Origin of the sequence: Limosilactobacillus alvi (assembly GCF_016900115.1) — a bacterium.
GTDB classification, from domain to species: domain Bacteria; phylum Bacillota; class Bacilli; order Lactobacillales; family Lactobacillaceae; genus Limosilactobacillus; species Limosilactobacillus alvi.
In genome coordinates, this window is record NZ_JACJJQ010000014.1 from 13,299 (window position 1) to 35,121 (window position 21,823).

The 21,823-nt window shown below is 41.6% G+C and carries 15 protein-coding genes; 12 read left to right on the forward strand and 3 right to left on the reverse strand.

Going from position 1 to position 21,823, the window contains the following annotated elements; genetic code table 11:
- Positions 1-235: 235 nt before the first annotated feature.
- Positions 236-2,143, reverse strand: coding sequence for a sucrose-specific PTS transporter subunit IIBC (locus tag H5993_RS04245; protein ID WP_204776354.1), 1,908 nt, complete (start codon positions 2,141-2,143; stop codon positions 236-238).
- A gap of 234 nt (positions 2,144-2,377) precedes the next feature.
- On the opposite strand from H5993_RS04245, the gene H5993_RS04250 reads away from it, so the two are divergent.
- The 7 genes from H5993_RS04250 to H5993_RS04280 all read left to right on the forward strand — a co-directional run bounded on the left by H5993_RS04250 (position 2,378) and on the right by H5993_RS04280 (position 13,816).
- A complete protein-coding gene (locus tag H5993_RS04250; protein WP_204776355.1) occupies positions 2,378-3,844 on the forward strand; it encodes a sucrose-6-phosphate hydrolase in 1,467 nt (488 codons plus the stop codon).
- Between the two features lie 140 nt (positions 3,845-3,984).
- A complete protein-coding gene (gene uppS, locus H5993_RS04255; protein WP_180871901.1) occupies positions 3,985-4,776 on the forward strand; it encodes an undecaprenyl pyrophosphate synthase in 792 nt (263 codons plus the stop codon).
- 44 nt (positions 4,777-4,820) lie between these two features.
- On the forward strand, positions 4,821-5,609 hold the full coding sequence (locus H5993_RS04260) for a phosphatidate cytidylyltransferase (RefSeq protein WP_204776356.1): 789 nt from the start codon (positions 4,821-4,823) through the stop codon (positions 5,607-5,609).
- A gap of 14 nt (positions 5,610-5,623) precedes the next feature.
- Positions 5,624-6,895, forward strand: a complete 1,272-nt coding sequence (gene rseP / locus H5993_RS04265; protein WP_204776357.1) for an RIP metalloprotease RseP — start codon at positions 5,624-5,626, stop codon at positions 6,893-6,895.
- Between the two features lie 14 nt (positions 6,896-6,909).
- Positions 6,910-8,640, forward strand: coding sequence for a proline--tRNA ligase (locus tag H5993_RS04270; protein WP_204776358.1), 1,731 nt, complete (start codon positions 6,910-6,912; stop codon positions 8,638-8,640).
- A 140-nt stretch (positions 8,641-8,780) separates the two neighbouring features.
- Entirely contained in the window at positions 8,781-13,112 is a 4,332-nt protein-coding gene (locus H5993_RS04275) for a PolC-type DNA polymerase III (RefSeq protein ID WP_428980927.1), read from the forward strand.
- Between the two features lie 101 nt (positions 13,113-13,213).
- On the forward strand, positions 13,214-13,816 hold the full coding sequence (locus H5993_RS04280) for a nitroreductase family protein (RefSeq protein ID WP_180871950.1): 603 nt from the start codon (positions 13,214-13,216) through the stop codon (positions 13,814-13,816).
- A gap of 114 nt (positions 13,817-13,930) precedes the next feature.
- On the opposite strand, the gene H5993_RS04285 is transcribed toward H5993_RS04280, so the two are convergent.
- Positions 13,931-14,341 (reverse strand): ribonuclease HI family protein, encoded by a 411-nt coding sequence (locus tag H5993_RS04285; RefSeq protein WP_204776360.1) that lies wholly within the window; start codon positions 14,339-14,341, stop codon positions 13,931-13,933.
- Between the two features lie 26 nt (positions 14,342-14,367).
- Between H5993_RS04285 and H5993_RS04290 the strand changes: the two genes are divergently transcribed.
- The 5 genes from H5993_RS04290 (at position 14,368) to H5993_RS04310 (ending at position 19,735) form a co-directional block, all read left to right on the forward strand.
- Positions 14,368-14,772: an EbsA family protein gene (locus H5993_RS04290; protein WP_239457977.1), complete on the forward strand. Its 405-nt coding sequence runs from the start codon at positions 14,368-14,370 to the stop codon at positions 14,770-14,772.
- A complete protein-coding gene (gene lspA / locus H5993_RS04295; RefSeq protein ID WP_204776362.1) occupies positions 14,772-15,212 on the forward strand; it encodes a signal peptidase II in 441 nt (146 codons plus the stop codon). Before H5993_RS04290 ends, lspA begins: the two co-directional genes overlap by 1 nt.
- Before the next feature lie 5 nt (positions 15,213-15,217).
- Positions 15,218-16,144, forward strand: coding sequence for an RluA family pseudouridine synthase (locus tag H5993_RS04300; protein WP_204776363.1), 927 nt, complete (start codon positions 15,218-15,220; stop codon positions 16,142-16,144).
- Between the two features lie 64 nt (positions 16,145-16,208).
- A complete protein-coding gene (locus tag H5993_RS04305; protein ID WP_204776364.1) occupies positions 16,209-17,288 on the forward strand; it encodes a carbamoyl phosphate synthase small subunit in 1,080 nt (359 codons plus the stop codon).
- On the forward strand, positions 17,288-19,735 hold the full coding sequence (locus H5993_RS04310) for an ATP-binding protein (RefSeq protein ID WP_204776365.1): 2,448 nt from the start codon (positions 17,288-17,290) through the stop codon (positions 19,733-19,735). The genes H5993_RS04305 and H5993_RS04310 overlap by 1 nt, the downstream gene beginning before the upstream one ends.
- Positions 19,736-19,954: 219 nt before the next feature.
- On the opposite strand, the gene H5993_RS04315 is transcribed toward H5993_RS04310, so the two are convergent.
- On the reverse strand, positions 19,955-21,664 hold the full coding sequence (locus H5993_RS04315; RefSeq protein ID WP_204776366.1) for a glycosyltransferase family protein: 1,710 nt from the start codon (positions 21,662-21,664) through the stop codon (positions 19,955-19,957).
- Positions 21,665-21,823: the final 159 nt, after the last annotated feature.

A 21,823-nucleotide genomic window follows, 5' to 3' on the forward strand; every position in this document is an offset into this window, starting at 1 on the left:
TCTTTAGGGTAACAAAGAGGTTGGGGAAAAAGCTCCTTGACGGCCTGTTTGGGATAAGAAGGACGAAGGTTGATTCATCAGAATCGGCCTTTCGTTCGCACTTATCCACTAAGGCCGTGCTTTTGGACCTTAGTTACTGAGTAACATTCGGAGATGCAAAAAAGGCCGGGAAGAAACAAAAAGTCTCTTCCCAACCTCTAATCTTAGGTTGTTTATTATATTTTAGCAGAAGATGTTATTTAGCTACTTCTATCAATTGGTCACCATGATTTACTTTGCCATCAGCAAGGCGTTTAACATCCTTGTAGTCATTTGAATTGGTAATTACGACCATAACTGTGGTATCGTAACCGGCAGCTTTAACAGCGTCAAGATCAATTGTTCCAAGTTTGTCACCAGCTTTGACTTGCTGTCCCTGGGAAACTTCGCTAGTAAAGTGTTCTCCCTTCAAGTTAACCGTATCAAGGCCAACGTGGATTAGGACTTCAGCACCGTTATCGGAAGTTAAACCATAAGCGTGTTTAGTTTCGTAAGCAACCGTGATGGTCCCGTCAACTGGAGCATAAATTGTTCCATCAGAAGGGAGAACAGCAGCCCCGTCACCCATCATCTTTTGAGAGAAAACTTCATCGTTGACTTGGCTTAAATCTTCAGCCGTTCCAGTAACTGGACTAGCGATAGTAGCAGATTCAGTCGTTACTGCAGTATTCAAATCTTTTTCAGTAACGGTAGTAGTAGAAGAAACCGCTGGGTTGACTAATGCATTGTGTGACTTTCCGTAAAGGTAGGTAACCGTAAAGGCAATTGCAAAACTTACTAATTCACAAGCTAAGTACAGCGGGATTGAATGAGCATCGATTGAAAGGAAACCGATGAATCCGGCGGAACCCATGGAGACTGCAATAACATGGAAGAGACCAGCTAAAGTTGCGGCAACACAGGAACCAATTAAAGCACAGAAGAATGGAAATTTCAATTTTAAGTTAACCCCGAAGAGGGCTGGTTCCGTAATCCCAAGTAATGCAGAAACGGCGGCGGAACTTGAAAGTCCCTTCATCTTATGATCCTTGGTTAAGAAGTAAACGGCCGTAGTGGCAGCCCCCTGGGCAACGTTTGCCATTGAAGCGACGACGAAAATGAAGTCACCAGCACCTTTCCCAGCCTTGAAGGCCGAGATAAGTTGCGTTTCGATGGCTGGGAAACTTTGATGTAACCCGGTTAACACAATTGGGGAGTAAACCGCTCCGAAAATTCCCGTTCCAACAAAGCCAAGGGTGTTGTAAATCCAAACGATGGCGTCTGTAATCCAGTTAGATAACTCTTTCATTACTGGCCCAACAATTACGAAAGTTAAAAAACCAGTTAAGAGGACGGAAATTAGTGGTGTGAAAGTAAAGTCAACCGCTGATGGTAACTTCTTGTGTAACCATTTTTCAAAGATTGAAAGCAAGTAGACAGCTGCTAAAGCCGGGATAACTTGGTTTGTGTAAGATTGGATAGCAATGTGTAAACCAAAGATACTCCAAGTACCACCTTCCGCCAAGGCAGGAGCGGTCATCATCATACCGACAACGGCCCCTAAGAACTGGTTAGCTCCGAACCGTTTTGCTCCAGAAATCCCTACTAAGATTGGTAAGAAAACATATGGAGCGGCAGACATTACGTTAACCATTTCTTCAAGTCCCTTAATTTGTGGGAACATTTGAATGATTGATTTTGATCCAAAAAGATCAGTCGCTGTTAACACGTTGTTCAAGGCCATTAAAAGACCACCGGCAACTAAGGCAGGAATTAACGGAACAAAAATATCAGATAATAGCTTAATGAAGGCCATCACCGGGTTGAACTTTTCATTCTTAGCAGCGATCTGCTTCAAATCATCCGTTGAAACTTCCTGCAAACCAGTTTGTTTAATTAGCTCATCGTAAACGTTATTAACGTCTCCCGGACCAATAATAACTTGATATTGACCGTTAACCTTGAAGGTCCCTTTAACGCCATCGTTAGCGTCAAGAGCTGCTTGATCAACCTTGGTGTCATCCTTCAGCACTAACCGAAGCCGAGTTGCACAGTGGGCCGCTGCCACCATGTTATCTTTTCCGATCGCTTTTATAACGTCGGTAGCCACTTGCTTGTGATTCATGCTGTAAACCTCCTTAAATGTATTGTATTACAAATGTGAAAACGCTTTATTCGGTATATATAATACTCGGATTTTGCCTAATGTCAACCGATTGATAATTTTTCTTTTATAAAACCTTTAAAAATAAGCAATGAAAGCGAGCAACAAAATATTTTTAATAGCAACCGATTGACAATTAACTTCAAGAACTTCTAGAATAGTAATGATTGAAAATGATTCTAAGGGGGGTAAAAAATGGAATGGACACGCGAAAAACGGTATCGTCCATATGAGCAATATAGTGCATTAGAATTATTAGAGTTACAAGCTCAGGCTAATAATTCTGCCTACCAACTACGTTATCATATTCGGCCAACTTCAGGTTTGTTAAATGATCCTAATGGCTTTTCATACTTTAATGGCGAGTGGAATGTATTTTATCAATCATTTCCTTTTGGTGCCACCCATGGTCTAAAATCCTGGATGCGGACGGTTTCAAAGGACTTAGTTCATTGGGAAAACCGGGGATTAGCTATCGCTCCAGATACCAAATTTGAAAGTCATGGAGCTTACTCGGGATCTGCCCACGTAGTTGGTGACCAACTTTTTTTAATGTATACCGGAAATCATCGGACATCAGATTGGACTCGGGTCCCTTACCAAGTTGGTGCTTGGTTAACGCAAAATGGTGAAGTTAAAAAGCTAAGTCACCCATTAATTGAGCAACCGACTTTTGCCAGTGAACATTTCCGCGATCCGCAACTTTTTGAAGTTGATGGGAAGTTTTATGCTGTTATTGGGATGCAAAGCCAAAACAATAAACGGGGTGAAATGGTTTTATACCAAGCCAATCAAGTTACCGGACCATGGCGATTTGTTGGTCCAATTAAAACTGGAATTAAAGACTTTGGATATATGGTAGAATGTCCCAACTTAGTAATGGTTGATGGAGCTCCAACCCTTATTTTTTGCCCGCAAGGTTTGTCAAAGAATGAGTTTGCGTATCAAAACATTTACCCGAATTTGGTTCTGCAAGGTGAAAGTTTTGATTTAGCCACGGCAACTCTACGAAGGCCAGGCAAATTACAAAATTTAGATGCTGGTTTTGATGTTTATGCTAGCCAAACCTTTAATGCTCCTGATGGTTTGGCTTATCTCATCTCGTGGGTTGGGTTGCCAGATTTAACATATCCAACTGATCGGGAAAATTGGGCAAATTGTCTTAGTCAAGTTAAAGTGTTGCACCAAAAAGATGGTCAACTTTATCAAAGTCCGGTTCCAGCGATGAAGTCTCTTCGTGGTAGAAGTCAAGTAATCGATGGCCAAGTGACCATGGTAGATGATCAAGCAGGTCAGCAAATTGAATTTGAAGTTACGATTGAACCGAACCAGAAAGGAACGTTATGGTTAGCAGCGGATCAAATTTTAAAACGGGGACTGCAAGTTAAATTTGATACTCAAAATGGCAAACTAATTCTTGACCGCAGTAAGACAGATGAACCGACAGCTGTTGAATACGGTCATACTCGTGAAATTGATTTACCAGCTAACCAAGCAGTGAAATTGCGGATCTTTTTGGATCATTCATTAGCTGAAATTTTTGTAAATGATGGGGCCCAAGTGATGACTGGTCGTTACTTTACACGTCAGAGTGACCAGACGGTTGCTTTTGATCGACCAACACAAGTCCATGGTAGTCTATGGCAATTAAATAAAATGTAAGTGATGAAGATTCCTGACAAGTTGAACTTGAAGGAATCTTTTTTTACATGATTTTAATAATCCTTCCGACACATCCTATTGAAAATTCTTTTTATACTAGATCAAATCTGCTAAAATGAAGAGTGTTGTAAAATTTTCCAATGCGGAAGGACTGGAGGAACGCTGTGTTTTCCAAACCAAAAGAGAAAGCGGTAACTGAGCAAACACTCGACCTAGAACGGATTCCAGCTCATATTGCCATTATTATGGACGGTAATGGCAGGTGGGCTAAGGCGCGTCACTTGCCACGAGTTGCGGGACACCAACAAGGAATGCAGACCGTAAAAAAGGTGACGATTACCGCTAGTAATTTAGGGGTTAAAGTTTTAACTCTCTATGCTTTTTCAACTGAAAATTGGAAGCGGCCAAGTAGTGAAGTTAACTTTCTCATGCAATTACCAATTAAGTTCTTTGACACTTTCGTCCCTGATCTGATAAAAAATAATGTACGGGTGATGGTAATGGGGGATATTTCTGCTTTACCAATTGCAACGCAAAAAGTTGTTAACCAGGCGATTACTGATACTGCTCATTGTACAGGGATGGTTTTGAATTTTGCATTGAACTATGGAGGTCGTGATGAAATTATTCGGGCAACTAAAACAGTCGCAAAGCAAGTTCAAACGGGTAAATTGATGGCTGATCAAATCGATGGAGCTACCCTCAGTAAGGCGATGATGACGGGGCCACTGGGTGACTTGGCTGATCCAGATCTGCTTATCCGGACAAGTGGAGAGAAACGGTTAAGTAATTTTATGCTTTGGCAATTAGCCTACAGTGAGTTCGTCTTTGTTGACCAACATTGGCCTGACTTTGATGGTGAGAGTTTGAAAGCAGCAATTGCTACTTTCCAGAGTCGGCATCGGCGTTTTGGAGGCTTAGAAAATAAGTAAATCAAACCAGTTAAACAAACTGGGATTTTAAGGAGTTTTGTAAAATGAAAACACGGGTAATTACGGCGGTGGTTGCCTTAGCAATCTTCATACCGTTGATTATTATTGGGGGATTACCACTGACTATTGTCGCGATGGCGCTAGGAGTTATTGCAATAAGTGAAGTCTTAATTATGAAAAAAATTTTTGTGACTTCATTTGCAGCAATTGTTTCTTATTTAGCGGTATTAGTAATGATTGCGCCAACTAGTTGGTTAGCTTTTTTACCGGGGCACTTAACCCGACTAACGACCAGTTATATTTTAATCATGTTATTATTGTTGCACACCGTCTTTCACAAAACCCGGTTTAACTTTGACGATGCCGGGGTTTTGACTTTAGCGGTTATCTATATCGGGATGGGTTTTAATGCTTTTATTAATGCCCGGATGGATGGTTTTACCACTCTCCTATATGGAATGCTGATTGTTTGGTTAACCGATTCCGGCGCTTACCTTTTTGGCCGGAAGTTTGGTAAACACAAATTAGCGCCGAAGGTTAGTCCAAATAAGACTTGGGAAGGGTCAATTCTTGGTACCCTTGCAGCGACCATTATTTTAGCCATCTATCTTCACTATTTCCCAGTCGGCCAATTGAATGTTTGGTTAATGGTCCTCGTGACAATTCTACTTTCAATTTTTGGTCAAATTGGCGACTTGATCGAATCAGCCCTTAAGCGGTTCTATGGTGTTAAAGATTCAGGAAAGATCCTCCCTGGTCACGGGGGAATCTTAGACCGGTTTGATAGTATGTTGGTAGTTATGCCAGCACTTTACCTACTGGGAATTATTTAAGAAGGGGTGACATTTTGATCCTAACAATCATTGTATTTATTATTGTTTTTGGTTTGTTAGTATTAGTTCACGAATTTGGTCACTATTTTTTTGCTAAGCGGGCAGGGATTTTAGTCCGAGAGTTTTCAATTGGAATGGGGCCAAAGATTTGGTGGCGCCAAGTTAACGGAACAACGTATACGGTTCGTTGTTTACCCCTAGGTGGTTATGTCCGTCTAGCTGGTAATGATGATGATGAAGATGATTTACGGGTTGGAATGCCGGTTACCCTTGAATTAAATGATCAAAGCCAAGTTATTAAAATCAATACTAGTCAAAAGCAAGGTTTATTCAGTGGCTTGCCATTACAAGTTACAAATTTTGATTTAACTGATGCCTTAATAATTAAGGGCTATGTAAATGGAAATGAAAGTGAAGAAAAGACTTTCCGAGTAAATCATGATGCTGAATTAATTGAAAAGAGTGGGACTACCGTGCGGATTGCTCCGCGAGATACTTGGGTTAGTTCAGCCTCACTACCTGCGCGAATGATTACTAATTTTGCGGGGGCTTTTAATAACTTTCTCCTGTCATTGGTTGTCTTTATTATCCTAGGATTCACTTTAAATGGGATTCCAAAAAATAGTAATCAATTAGGGGCAGTTACGGCTAATTCACCGGCTGCAAGGGCTGGCTTGGCTGCTGGTGACCGGATTATTAGAGTTAATGGTCAAAAAACTAATGATTGGAGCCAGTTAGCTAATCAAATCTCGAAGCATCCTGGTAAAAGAGTTAGTGTTACTTATTCCCATCGGGGAAAGACACAGACAGTAAAAATTACGCCTAAAACAGTAACCCAAGGAAAAGAAAGGGTCGGTCAAATTGGAATTCAAGAACAAGTTGACCATTCCTTTAAGGCCCGGTTAAGCTTTGGTTGGCAACAATTCGTTAGTGCCGGAACGTTAATTTTCACAATTTTAGGACATATGTTTACACATGGATTTTCCTTAAATGATCTAGGCGGTCCAGTGGCAATTTATGCTGGAACATCTCAAGCGACAGCGCTTGGCTTTAATGGGGTCTTAAATTTCTTAGCCCTTTTATCGATTAACTTGGGAATTGTTAACTTACTGCCAATTCCGGCGCTTGACGGAGGAAAATTGCTGTTAAATGTCATTGAAGCAATCATCCGACGTCCAATTCCAGAGAAAGCAGAAGCCTTCGTTACGATGATCGGTTTTTTCTTCTTATTATTATTAATGATTCTAGTTACTTTTAACGATATTCACCGATATTTTATCCATTAAAAGGAGTTTAAAAAATGAAGCAATCTCAAATATTGATTCCAACGAAAAAAGAAGCCCCAAGTGATGCGGAAGCCTTAAGTCATAAGATGATGGCTCGGGCGGGCTATATTTACCAAGTTTCAGCGGGGGTCTGGGCATATTTACCAATGGCTTACCGGGTAATTCGGAAGGTTGAAAACATTATTCGCGACGAAATGGCTAAGGCTGGCGCTGTCGAAATGATGATGCCGGGGTTATTACCGGCTGATCTATGGAAGGAATCAGGACGTTACGAAAGTTATGGGCCAAACTTATTTAAACTTCAGGACCGAAAGGATCGTGAATTCATTTTAGGACCAACCCATGAAGAAACATTTACTTCTTTAATCCGGGATTCCATTAAGTCATATAAAAAGTTACCATTGGTACTTTATCAAATGCAAGATAAATACCGGGATGAAGATCGACCACGTTTTGGAATTCTACGTGGGAAAGAATTTGAAATGCTGGATGGCTATTCTTTTTCTGCAGATCAAGCCGGGTTGGATGCCGCCTACGATAAGCAAGCCATCGCCTACCGAAATATTTTTAATCGGATTGGCTTAGAATACAAAGTAATTTTAGCTGATTCTGGTACGATGGGGGGAAAGAATTCCCAAGAATTTTCTGCGCCAGCGGCTGTTGGTGAAGATACGATTGTGTACACTGATGGTGGCTACGCTGCTAACATTGAAAAGGCAACTAGTAAGTTTGATGGCGTTCAACAGCACGCCGCGCTTGCTGAACTGGCAAAGCAAGCAACCCCTGGAGCTCATTCGGTTGACGAAGCTGCTGAAAGCTTAGGAATTGAAAGTAACCAAATTATTAAAGCAATGCTTTACATGGCTAAGATGGCTGATGAAACTTTCCAACCAGTATTAGTTTTAATGCGGGGAAATGACGAAGTTAACGAGACCAAGGTTAAAAACGCGCTTGATTGTTTAGAACTTGAATTAGCAAATGACGAACAAGCAAAGAAGTATCTCGGCGCTAGCTTTGGTTCCCTTGGCCCAGTAGGTGTTGGCGAAGATATTAAGATTTTAGCTGATCGCTACCTTGAAGGTTTGGTTAACGTTGCTTGTGGAGCTAATGATGATGGTTACCACTATATCAATGCTAATCGTGACCGTGATTTCCGCGTTGACGAATTTGGTGATTTCCGAATGGTCCAAGAAGGTGAAATTGCACCAGATGGGTTACCAATTAAATTCACAAAAGGAATTGAAATTGGCCATATCTTTAAGCTTGGTACGCACTATTCCAAACAAATGGGCGCCCAGGTACTAGATCAAAATGGGCGTTTAACTGACGTTATGATGGGAAGTTATGGGATTGGAATTAGCCGGTTACTTTCAGCGGTCGCAGAACAACAAGCAGATGAAAATGGGCTAGTTTGGCCAGATAGTATTGCTCCCTTTGATGTTCATGTGATCCCAGTTAATGCCAAAAATGATGATCAAATGAAGGTCGCAAATGAAATTACTACTGATCTCGAAGCCGCCGGTTTAGAGGTATTAGTTGATGACCGGAAAGAACGGGCCGGTGTTAAATTCGCTGATTCTGATTTGATTGGTTTACCAATTCGGGTTACGGTTGGTAAGAAAGCTACTGAAGGAATCGTCGAAGTTAAGATTCGGAAGACTGGCGAAACCATCGAAGTGAAGGTAGCAGAACTTGTTAATACAATCCAAATTTTGTTGAAGAATAATCTTCAACAAGCAGAGTAGACTAAGAGTAGCCTGCTAGGATAAAGTATAAAGGTTGGGAAGAAAATTGATTTCTCCCAGCCTTTTAATGTTTATGATTTTTAATAACTAAAATAATGGTCTTAATCCTAATTTTGACTAGGAAAAACAGGAGAAAAATTTTGAAATTAAGTCCAGAAGAAAAGTTTACTAAACTTTTAGAACAGATTAATTATTCCACCCCTGATTTAAAAGCGGGGCAAGTCGATGAAGTCGTGGTCCACAAGCAATCACGAGTTTGGGAGATTCATTTAAGTTTTCCCAATATTTTACCAGCAGCAACTTACCAAGGCTTTTATCAGGCTTTACGAGTTTCGTTTTATCAATTGGCTCAAGCAAACGTTGATTTAAATATCAAAACGCCTACTGAAACTTTGAATGAAAAGCTGATTGGTGACTATTGGCGACCATTGGTAACTCAAGCCTTGGGGCAAACTACAATGACAGCAGAAATTGCTGATCGCGTTTTGCCCAAGCTGGTTGACCAACGGGTAGTAGTTCCCTTAGCAAATGAAAAAATAAAGGAATTTGTTGAAAAACGGTTTTTCCCATTACTCATGACAGCTTATCAAAAAGCTGGTTTTCCGGCGTTTACCCTCCATGCAACGGTTGATTCTGAGAAGTCCGCAGCTCGCGTGAAGGAATTGCAAGAACGGCAAAAACAACAAGACGCTGAACTGGTAAAAAAAGCAATGGCCCAAATGCAGGCGAATAAGGCAAAACAGAGTAATTCAGGTAGTGGCGTTAGCGCGCCAACTTCAGTGGATGGCCCGGTTGTGATTGGGAAAACAATTAGTCCTCAAATTGAGTTAACCCCAATGAAGGAAATTGTGGATGAAGAACGGTCGGTAGTTGTTGAAGGTTACGTTTTTTCAAAAGAGATCAAAGAATTACGATCTGGTCGGCAATTGATGATTTTAGAAATCACCGACTATACTTCCTCAATTGTTGTTAAGAAGTTCTCCCGTAATCAAGAAGACGAAGCCTTGTTTGACGGGTTGAACGAAGGGGATTGGATTAAGGTCCGCGGTTCAGTTCAAGAAGATACCTTCATGAAAGATTTAACCTTAAATGCTTATGATATTAACCAGGTAAATCACCCGGAACGGCAAGATCACGCCTCTGAAGATGAAAAGCGAATCGAATTACACCTTCATTCAACAATGAGTCAAATGGATGCGACAAATTCCATTAGTGATTATGCTAAACAAGCCATTAAATGGGGAATGCCTGCTCTGGCAATTACTGATCATGCCGACGTGCAGGCCTTCCCTGAAGCTTTTAAGTCTGCAGGAAAAATTAAGATGTTATATGGGGTGGAAGCAAACGTCGTTGATGACGGAGTACCAATGGTTTATAACGAAGATCACCGTCTACTTAAGGACCAAACTTATGTAATCTTCGACGTGGAAACAACGGGACTTTCCGCTATCTTCGACCGGGTAATCGAACTTTCCGCCGTTAAGATGAAAAATGGTGAAGTTTTAGATCGGTTTGATGAATTTATTGATCCAGGTTTCCCATTAAAACCTCAAACTACCGAGTTAACGAGTATTACTGATGATATGGTTCGCGGCTCAAAGTCAGAAGAAGAAGTCTTCCAAATGTTTCGCGACTTCTACCAAGGCGCAATCATTGCTGGGCATAACGTTTCATTTGATTTAGGCTTTATGGATGTTGGTTATCAACGTCATGGGATGGCTCCAATTGAAGATCCAGTTATTGATACTTTACCGCTAGCACGCTTTCTTTACCCCAATATGCGCGGGTACCGGTTGAACACTTTAAGTAAGAAATTCAAGGTTGCTTTGGAACACCATCACCGGGCTAATTACGATGCAGAAGCAACTGGACATTTATTACATCTTTTCTTAAAGGATGCAGAAGATCGCTACAAAGTTCAATATGTTGATGACTTAAATAAACATATGACCGAAAATGGGGCTTATCGGCATGCTCGGCCATTTCACGTGACGATCTTAGCACGGACCCAAGCGGGGATGAAGAATCTTTACAAGTTGGTCTCCCTCAGTAATGTCAAGTACTTTGCCCGGGTTCCGCGGATTCCGCGAAGTGTCTTAACTCAATATCGGGATGGTTTGCTTTTAGGAACGGCTTGCGCTAGTGGAGAAGTCTTTACTGCGATGATGCAAAAAGGTTTTTCAGAGGCCGAGAAGCTAGCTGACTTCTATGACTTCATTGAAGTGCAACCTAAGCCAAATTATGCGCCCCTTCTTGAAGAAGGAGTAATTCAAGATCAAGCCCAGCTAGAAGAAATCTTAAAGAACATGGTTAAGTTAGGACAGAAGGTAAATAAGCTAGTTGTGGCTACTGGAGATGTTCACTACTTAAACCCTGAGGATAAAATTTACCGGAAAATTTTAATTAATTCCCAAGGAGGAGCCAACTTCTTAAATAAGACTCATCGACCAGATGTTCACTTCCGAACGACGGATGAAATGCTCGGTGAATTTAGTTTTTTGGGTGATGATTTAGCAAAAGAAATTGTGGTTACTAATACTCATAAAATTGCTGATCAAATTGAAGAACTTCATCCGGTTCAAGATAAGCTTTACGCTCCTCACATGAAGGGGGCTGATCAAGAAATTCAAGATCGAACTTGGGATACGGCCAAGGCTTGGTATGGTGATCCACTTCCCAAATTGGTTAAAGATCGGGTTGAACTAGAACTCAACAGTATTATTAAAAACGGCTTTGCGGTCCACTATCTAATTGCTCAACGGCTAGTAGCAAAATCAAATAAGGACGGTTACTTGGTTGGTTCTCGGGGATCCGTTGGTTCGAGTGTGGTGGCAACACTTTCTGGGATTACTGAAGTTAACCCCCTACCGCCGCACTATCGTTGTCCAAAATGTCAATATAGTCACTTTTACACTAAAGGGGAGTATAGTTCCGGTTTTGACTTACCCGATAAAAACTGTCCTGAATGTGGAACCTTAATGATTAAGGATGGTCATGATATTCCATTCCAAACTTTCTTGGGCTTTAAGGGAAACAAGGTACCGGATATTGATTTAAACTTTTCTGGAGACTATCAACCAATTGCCCATAACTATATGAAGGTTTTGTTCGGGGAAAAGAATGTTTTCCGGGCTGGAACAATTGGGACGGTAGCGGATAAAACGGCATATGGTTATGTTAAAGCTTATGAGCGGGATACTGATCAACAGTTCCGGGGTGCTGAAGAGGATCGGCTAGCCAAGGGGGCTACTGGGGTCAAACGGACGACTGGTCAACACCCAGCTGGAATCATTATTGTTCCAGATGATAAGGAAATCTATGACTTTACGCCGGTCCAATACCCAGCTGATGATCAAACCGCCGCTTGGGAAACAACTCACTTTGATTTCCATTCAATTCACGACAACCTACTAAAAATGGATATTTTAGGCCACGATGATCCCACGATGATCCGGGCCCTTCAAGATTTGTCAGGTATTAACCCAATAACGATACCAATGGATGATGAAGGGGTAATGTCGCTCTTCTCTAGTCCTAAAGCCTTAGGTGTGACCGAAGAGCAAATCAATTCCAAGACTGGTACCTTAGGATTACCTGAATTTGGAACGCGATTTGTGCGAGGAATGTTGGAAGATACGCACCCGAAGAATTATTCACAACTACTTCAAATTTCTGGTCTTTCTCATGGGACTGGAGTGTGGTTGGATAACGCTCAAGAATTAATTAAGCAAGGAACCGCCACAATTGCCAACGTGATTGGATGTCGGGATAACATCATGACCGACTTGATTCACTACGGACTGGACTCAGAAACTGCTTTCCAAGTGATGGAACATGTGCGGAAAGGGCGGGGAATTCCAGACGAATGGCAAGCTAAAATGCTCGAAGTAGGGGTACCACAATGGTACTTAGATTCTTGCTTAAAAATTAAGTACATGTTTCCCCGAGCTCACGCCGCAGCTTATGTTTTGATGGCTTTGCGGATTGCATACTTTAAGGTTTATTTCCCCTTAACTTACTACGCTGCCTTCTTCTCTGTCCGAGCAGATGACTTTGATGTGGTGTCCATGGCCCACGGAAAGAGCTCGGTTAAAGCGGCAATTAAAGAAATTGCTGATAAAGGTAACGAAGCCTCAGCCAAAGAAAAGAATTTAATGACAATCTTGGAATTAGCTAACGAAATGCTTGAACGGGGGTACTCGTTTAAGATGGTTGATATTGAACGTTCAGATGCCAGTGATTGGTTAATGGATGGTAAAACCTTGATTGCTCCATTCCGGGCCATTCCAGGCCTTGGGTTAAATGTTGCCAAGCAAATTGTGGCGGCTCGAGAAGAAAAACCGTTTATCTCCAAAGAAGACTTGGCGGAACGGGGAAAGGTTTCTAAGACCTTGATTGAATTCATGACTAATAATCATGTGCTTGATCAGTTACCTGACAGTAATCAACTCGACCTCTTTGGTGACTTTTAAACTTGTAATAAAAAAACTAACTTTCTTCTTGCTTACTTTTTATTAGTAAGATATAATGATGTTGTTAATTAAAGATATGAATCAAAGAGGAGTAGTAATTTATGAAAACTGAAATGTTAAACTTAGAAAAGCAACGCCGGACGATTTACGCTCTTGGTAAGAAGGTTGATTTTGCTAATAATGAAATCGCTGATTTAATCAAGAATGTCATGAAACAAGCCCCAACGGCTTTTAACTCTCAAACGACTCGTGCCGTAATCGCTTTTGGTGACTCCCACGATAAGGTATGGGAAATTGTTCGTGAAAACTTGCGGAAGGTTGTTAAGGATGACGAGGCCTTCAAGACCACCTCTGCTAAGATTGACGGTTTCAAGGCCGCATATGCAACGGTGCTTTTCTTCAGTGACATGGATGTGGTTCATAACTTGGAAAAACAATTTCCAACTTACGCTGATAACTTTTATGACTGGTCAGAACAAGCCATGGGAAACAGCAACTTTGCCGTCTGGACGGCTTTAGCTGAAAATGGTTTGGGGGCAAGCCTTCAACACTACAACCCATTGATTGATGAAGATATCCGAGCTGCCTTCGATATTCCTGCTTCATGGCGTCTTCGGGCCGAAATGCCATTTGGTTCTATCGAACAAGGCGCTGGCGATAAGGAATTTATGGCCGACGAAGACCGCTTTAAGGTTTTTGATTAAAGCTAGGTAGGGAGCATCTCTCCTCGACGGCTCGACTTATTTATTAAATAATTGTAAAAAGGTGTTACCGACTAGCTATTATTTTAGTCGGTAACACCTTTTTTTGTTATACTTTTATTGGTGTGTTTTCTCGCCTGATAGCCCTTGTTGTAAGGCTTGGTTAGCTAAGTGATGAGCACCATGATTTGCTTTTTCAGGAACCCATTGGGTAATCACAGTTGGAAATTGATTAATTAAAGCTAACAAAGTTGCTAATTCATTTTGGTAATGCTTACTGTAGTTTTTGCCAACTGCGTCAGCTAGTAGTCGACTGTCAGTCAAAAAGAAAACCACATCAGCGTCCGAGTAGCGTTCAATTAAGGTTTGAAAACCAAATTGGGCAGCTAAAAATTCTCCTTGATGGTTTGAATATCTCCCGGCAAATTTTTTAACCTGAATTTGTTGCTGATCAGCCAAAATTAAGGCGCCTAAGCCAGTTGGCCCGGGATTACCTTTGGTGGCTGCATCGGTATAAAGTTTGATCATATATGACTCCTAAAGTGAGGTTTACGATGGAAGAAGAACAAAAAAAATATTTTTACCAACCCGATATGACAACTGCCATTATTAATTGGTGCTGGATTTTAATAATCCTGGTGGTGGGGATTATCATCGCCTTTGAATATACCTATTTTCAATGGGTCACTGGGACGTTCATTGCAATCTTTCTAATTATAGCAGGTTTATCGATTTTTCGGCGGACCCTGGTGGTCTCACCGTCCAAATTTGTCTTTTCCCGGGTTTTACAGGGGCAATTTCTGACGATTCCGGTAAAGGATATTCGACAACCTGTTTTTACCAAGCATACAATGACGATTACTGTTCATGGGGAAGTAATGACTTTTTCTTTGTCGAATCGATCAATTAATTCCCTTCGGAGTTTCCTCCAAGAATCAGCGAAGGAAGGACAGCTTTAATGCCATACTTAATTCTGGTGATGGTCCTTGTTGGGATTGATCAATTAGTAAAGTGGTTAGTAAATAGCCAGCTTGCCCTTGGGCAGTTGCATACTTTAATTCCAGGTTTGCTCGGGTTAACTAACCTGCGGAATAGCGGGGCTGCTTGGTCAATCTTGGCGGGACAGCAATTTCTCTTTTTTATCCTAACAATAGTAGCAATTGCCGTTATTCTATATTTAATGCGTCGTTATCGGCAAAACCAGGGAATGATGATTGCTCTTAGTTTAATTTTAGCAGGGGCGATTGGCAATTTCATCGATCGGCTTATCCATGGCTACGTTGTTGATATGTTTGAGACCCTCTTTATTAATTTCCCGGTCTTTAACGTCGCCGATACTTGTTTGACTCTTGGGGTAATTTACTTAGTAATTTTAATTTTGTTAGAAAAGGATGATTAAGCTTAATGGTTGAATCGCACACCTTTAAAGTTTCCACTGAGCGTGGTGACCGATTAGATAAGGCTTTAACGAAGTTGCTGCCACAAGCCTCTCGTTCACAATTACAACGGTGGATCGAGAATGGGAATGTTACTGTTGATGGCGAAGTGGTTAAACCTCGTTTAAAGCTTAAAATAGGGCAAGTGATCCAGGTGACGGAACCGCAGCCCCAAAAGATTGATTTAGCACCGGAAAAAATACCGCTTGAGATTGTATACGAAGATCAAGATGTGGTCGTAGTGAATAAACCGCAAGGGATGGTAGTTCATCCGGCCGCTGGTCATCCAAACCATACTTTGGTGAATGCGTTACTTTACCATTGCCCGCTTTCAACGATTAATGGGGAACTTCGCCCTGGAATCGTTCATCGAATTGACAAAGATACCTCTGGCCTTTTAATGGTGGCTAAAAATGATCAGGCCCACCAATCCCTAGCTACCCAATTGAAGGTTAAAACCACAGCGCGAGAATATCTTGCCTTGGTTCATGGGGTGATTAAAGAAGGCCAGGGAACGATTAATGCTCCATTAGGACGTTCACCAAAGGATCGAAAACGTCAAGCAATCGTAGCTGATGGGCGCCCGGCAGTAACTCATTTTCGAGTTGTTGAAAGGTATAACAAATATACCTTGGTAGCTTGCCGGCTTGAAACTGGCCGGACCCACCAGATCCGGGTGCATATGAAATCAATTAATCATCCTTTGGTTGGTGATCCCTTGTATGGGCCACGTAAAACGATTACTGGGCAAGGACAATTTTTACATGCCCGCCTCTTGGGCTTTACTCATCCGATAACTGGTAAACGGATTACTTTGACGGCTCCGTTGCCACCAATTTTTCGGGACTTAATTGTTAAATTAAGACGGCAAAGTAGAATTGAAGCTAGCGAATAAAAATGCATCATTATTAAAGATATGGTAGAATCGTCTCTGAGAATTGATGAAGTGGGGTGGAATCTTGTCAGCACGGTACTTAATATTAGAAGATGGCTCCGTTTTTAGCGGGGAAGGCTTTGGCTCACCAGCGGTAACCTTTGGTGAACTAGTCTTTAATACCAGCATGGCAGGTTACCAGGAGTTAATCACCAATCCAGTTTACTTTAATCAAATTGTGGTCTTTACCCAACCTAATGTTGGGAACCTTGCTCTCCAACGGAATGTTTATGAAACAATTACGCCATCAATCAAGGGGGTAATTGTGCGAAATCTAGCTCAGTTTGAAGCGACTGGTCCGCGGCAAGTAAGTTTGGATCAATATTTAAATCAAATGAATATTCCAGGGATTACAAATATTGATACACGTGCCCTGGTTCATCGTTTAAAAGTAGCGGAAAAGCCACTTCGAGGAAGTATTGTTCCCGTACCGGATGACCATGCTTTTGATCAACTGCATGCAACGGTCCTAACGAATCAACAAGTAGCCCAAGTGGCAACTCCCAAGCCATATCCTAATCCAGATGTTGGCTTAACCGTGGTTGTTATTGATTTTGGATTAAAAAATGGAATTTTGCGGGAACTTTCCCGGCGAAAATGTAATGTTACCGTTTTACCATATACTGCTACAGCTACCGAAATTTTACGCTTAGATCCGGATGGAGTGGTCCTCTCGAGTGGTCCCGGCGATCCAAAAAATGTGAAAAAGAGTGTCTTGAAGATGATCCAAGAAATTCAGACTCGTGTTCCCCTGTTTGGAATTGGCCTTGGTCACGAGTTATTCGCGATGGCTAACGGGGCAAAGACTAAGCAATTAGCGGTCGAACATCATGGAATGAATCATCCAATTAAGGAAATTATTACCGATCAAATTGTTTATGCTAGTCAAGCTGAAGGTTATCAGGTGGAACGAGAAAGTGTTGATCGGCAACGACTTTATGTAACTTACGTTGATTTACTAGATAATTCAGTCCAGGGTTTACGCCATCGGCAATATCCAGCCTTTGCGGTTCAGTTTTTCCCGGATGGAGCCCCCGGACCAGATGAGACCAATTCGCTCTTTGATGAGTTTATGGAAATGATGCGTCAGGGAGGTGAACGTTAATGGAAGACCAACCAAGCATTCTAATTTTGGGAGCAGGGGCTGACAACTTTCAACATGAAGGTGAGTTGATTAGTTCACTGATTAAAGTTGCTTTTGCCATCAAAAAAAGAGGCTATCGTGTTGTCTTAGTCGATAATAACTCCTTTAACGTTGCGCCAAAGCTTACGGGTGCAGTTGACGAATACGAGATGGGAATTCCTACACCGCATTTAGTGACATTTTTGATTGAAAAGTATCGGCCAACAGCAATTTTACCAGTTCTCGGGGGACGAGATGCCCTTCAGCTAACCGAAAAATTAGCAACGACGGGAGTTTTGAATAAATATGAGGTGGCCGTTTGGGGGATGCCTATTGCTACAATTCGCCAAATTAATAATCCTTCACTGTTGAATCAGACTCTGCGTCAGATCAATGCTAACACGAAGAAAATTGCCCCGGTTACAACTTATGCTGAAGCTAAGGCAATGGTCGATGAGATTGGCTTTCCGGTTGTTGTACGAGCGGTCATTCCGCAAGCGGGGAGTGTTCGTCGAATTATCCATGATTATGGCGAACTTCAAACAGCGGTGAGTGATGCGATTCAGCACTCCAGTACTAATCAGGCCCTTGTTCAACAAAGTTTAGCTGGTCTCAAAGAAATTGAAGTAATTGTTGCGCGGGATAAGTCCGGAACGATGATGCAATTGGCAATGATCGAAGATGTCGACCCAATTGGGATTCATGCTGGTGATTCAATGGCGGTTTTACCTGCCCAAACCTTATTGGAACGGCAGATTCAAGATATGCGAGATATTGCCTTCCGGATTACTCGGAAACTCCGGGTGATTGGGATTAACCACGTCCAATTTGCCCTCGATGAAGATAATGACCGCTTCTACGTTATTAAAAATAGTCCATATCTTGATCGGATGACGACTTTTGTGGAACAAGCAACTGGTTACCCTGTTGCGCGGGTTTGCGGATATCTTTATACGGGTGCTTTATTGCGTGATCTTCGACTCGATCATGGCCTTGCTAAGCACTCGGCAATTACTGAGCCAGTTTTGGATCGAACTGCGATTCGGATTCCTGTATTTGCTAATGCTGAACTGGGAATTTCTAACCATAATTTAAATACGGAAAAGCAGTCCGTCGGGGGGGTAATCGGCCTCGGACGAAGCTTGGTGGAAGCTTTGCTAAAAGCAATGAGCGAATTGCATCCAAATTTCTATGCTTTGGAAAATTTGGGGGATGAAATCTTAGACCAGTTTTTAATTCATCCATCTCCAAATCGATTGTTACCGGTCTTAGAAGCGATTCGCCGAGGCTATTTGATTAGTGAACTTGTGGAATTAACCAAGCTCGACCCCTTTTATTTAGTGCAATTTAAACACCTAGTTTCGATTGAACAAATGCTGATTAGCCATCCTAGAGATCTTGATTGGTTAAGGAAGGCCAAATATTGGGGCTTTAGTGACCATTTGATTGGTCAACTTTGGCATACTAAGGACTTTGAAGTTTGGCGACTTCGGCAAATTAATCAAATTCACCGAACTTATAAGACCGTTGATCCATCTGCTGGAGAATTAGATCAGCACTTAAGTACCTTTTATTCTACTTTTGAATTGGAAAATGAAAGTGTGGCTTTAAATAATCATCGGGCACTTATAATTGGTGCTGGACCGCGTCGCTTAGGAAACGGTACTGCTAACGATTATCTTCTAACCCGAGCGACGGCTGAACTCAAACGCCAGGGTTACCAAATTATCGTAATTGAAGATAATCCCAATAGTACCTTATTACTCCGAGAATTAGCTAACAAAACCTACTTAGAACCACGTGACTTAGAGCATATCAATGCGGTAGTGGCCTTAGAAAAACCGGAGGTAATTTTGAGCTTTGCTGATCAAACAAACTTGAAATCATTACCGGCGGTGCAAGGAGGAAAGATTAAGCTGATTTCTATCGGTTCAGCGAAGGTTACTGAACCAAGTCAACGGGGGATCAGTTATCAATTTAATGCTTTCTTTGATGGTCAATACACGTATCCGCTTGGTTTAACCAGACTGACCCTTGCAGATGACGGGATTAAGAGTGAGTTTGCACCAGATCCACCCGCTGATTTTGGATCTAAAATGATAAATGCCGGTGAGGTAGCGATTGCAAAATGTACGCAACCAGGTATCTACCAGCTATCGCTTCGAATAGTTGATGGTAAATTAGTTAAAGGTAAAGTTACTACACCAGCTAGTTGGGAACTAGCTTTTCTCAGCGTAACCACTGGGTTAGATTTAGCGGCGGTTTTGATTCGGTTGCAACTTAATAAGTTTAATGGCCGTTTACTTCGGGCAGCTAGTCAGCGGAAAGTTGATCAGCCAACTTATTTTGAAGCCGTTATGCCATACTCGTTCTTACATTTACGGCGAGCCGCTCAACTTGATCAAATGTTGGGTGCGTGTGTTGAATGAAAACTTTTTAAAGCTGAATCTTATCTAAAGCATATCACCTAGAAAAGCTAGATTGTGCGCAATGTTGACAGAAATAATAACCGTGGAAGCTAGCATCTCAAACTAAAATTCAAACGAAAAGAACCGTAAAGACAGACTTTTGTCGGGCTTTACGGTTCTATTTTATTATCTGAAAATTAATTTGTAAGTTGAACGAGATTAAAAATGGTGGTAATTGAATTACCCAATCCCAAAATAAGGTACCAAACTGTTTTTAGGTCGAAAGCGTCGGAATACATGGAGTAACAAAATTAGACCAAAGCATAACCAACTTAACCCAGCAATAAGGAGTAAGAAACGAGTCATCATGGTCGGATGGAAGGTCAAAACGAGGACGTTCTTTCCAGTACGTTGGGTAACATAAGGGGCCCCAAGACGAGAACGATGAAGATGAGTCTGTACTTTGCCGTTTAAGACGACCTTTGATTCTTGATAAACAATTACCGCTACTAAGCGCTTATTTGCTCGTTTAGCGTACCAGGTTAAAATGAGAGCACCATCGGAGCGAATCTGATGGTGAAATTTTGGCGCTTGCCAAAGAATTTCATATTGGTAGGTTAGGGGGAGATTACGTTGACTCTTGCTAAGGAGCGGCAGATAATCGGGAGATCGCTTGCCAACCTCATCAATTAACTTCCCAAAGTGCCGTGAATTTGATGCTGTAACAATATCTTGCCGGGAGGCAGTTTTTTTCAATCTAACTAAGAAAGTTGTGTTAACGTGTTTTCGGCCTGCTTGGTAAACGGCTTGACTATTAAAAATACTAGCTTGGATCAGCGTCCCCAAAAGGCAAATGATTAGGAGCCATCGTTGCCATTTACCTTGGGTAGATAAGCGGGCAATTCCCGCAAATAAGAGCGGGTAGGCGACGGTCGTTAAGCGGGCCGGAAATTGAAAGTCCCGTTTTAAGGCTGGCATGATTGATTGTAGGCTTTGCCAAGGAAATAAGGTTGAAGCAACCAAAAGAATCCCTAAACCTACCAACATGATTAACCAGGTTCCGTCTTGGGGTGATTTTAGTGTAAAAAGGGTAGCTAAACCAAAGAGTATCACCATGATTAGCAAAATTGATTCTCGAACTCCACTTGTTTGTGAGATCATCAAAGCATTGTGATAGAGATTGAAGGGGTTAGTTTTTGCTAAGCGATTATGGGTAGTGAGTTCTAGTAAAGCCCCCCAAATGTTAGCCGATAACAGGATCGTTAGGCCAACGGCTTTAAGAGTTTCTTTGAACATCTTCCAACGATGGTCGACGATTACCATCCCAGCGATGAAGAAGGGAACCAAAGTAACTACAAAAATAGCCGTGCTCAGCAGGTGAATTTGGGCGGTAATACTAATAATTAAGGTTAATTTTAACCAACTGACCGGCTTTTGGTGATCAGTAATCATTTGGATTGCTACCATACATAGGTAGGGAGCTAAGGCAGCCCCCCAAGCTGACATGTTCTGGGCCATTTCCCAATTTGGCAACCAGCCAATATTGAGGTAGGTGACAGCTAATAATAAACTAACTCCGGGACCAGCGCCCATCTGCCGTGATAAGTTAAGCATTCCAATTCCCGCTACCAGATTAATAATGAATGTTGTTAATAATTGGTAACCAAACCAGTTGTGGGTTAAAGCCAAGAGCGCCCCGTTCAGCATCGCAAAAGCGGGGCCGTACACTGCGTTAATTACCCGTCCATTTTGTTGGAAACCATAGTTTGTCTGGAAGTAATTAAAATGGCCAGTTCGTAGTTGCATAGCGGCATCATAAAAGCGATTAAAGTGAAAAAGGGTATCATTTCCAATAATTACTCCACCGGAAATGAATTGGGGAAGTAACATTAAGAAACAAATAATTATTAGCCAAAGGCGGCTCAGCGATCGATGATGATCCTTAGTCATCAGCATCTGCTTCTTTCTGTACTAAATTTAAATGTTTTGACCATAATATAAATGCAACCATATTTTACGGCAGTCCAGTTAATCAGACTAGTCATTTTAATAAAAAGATATCTTTCTGCTTGACTTTTTTTAAAATTAAAGTATGATAATGACAATCAA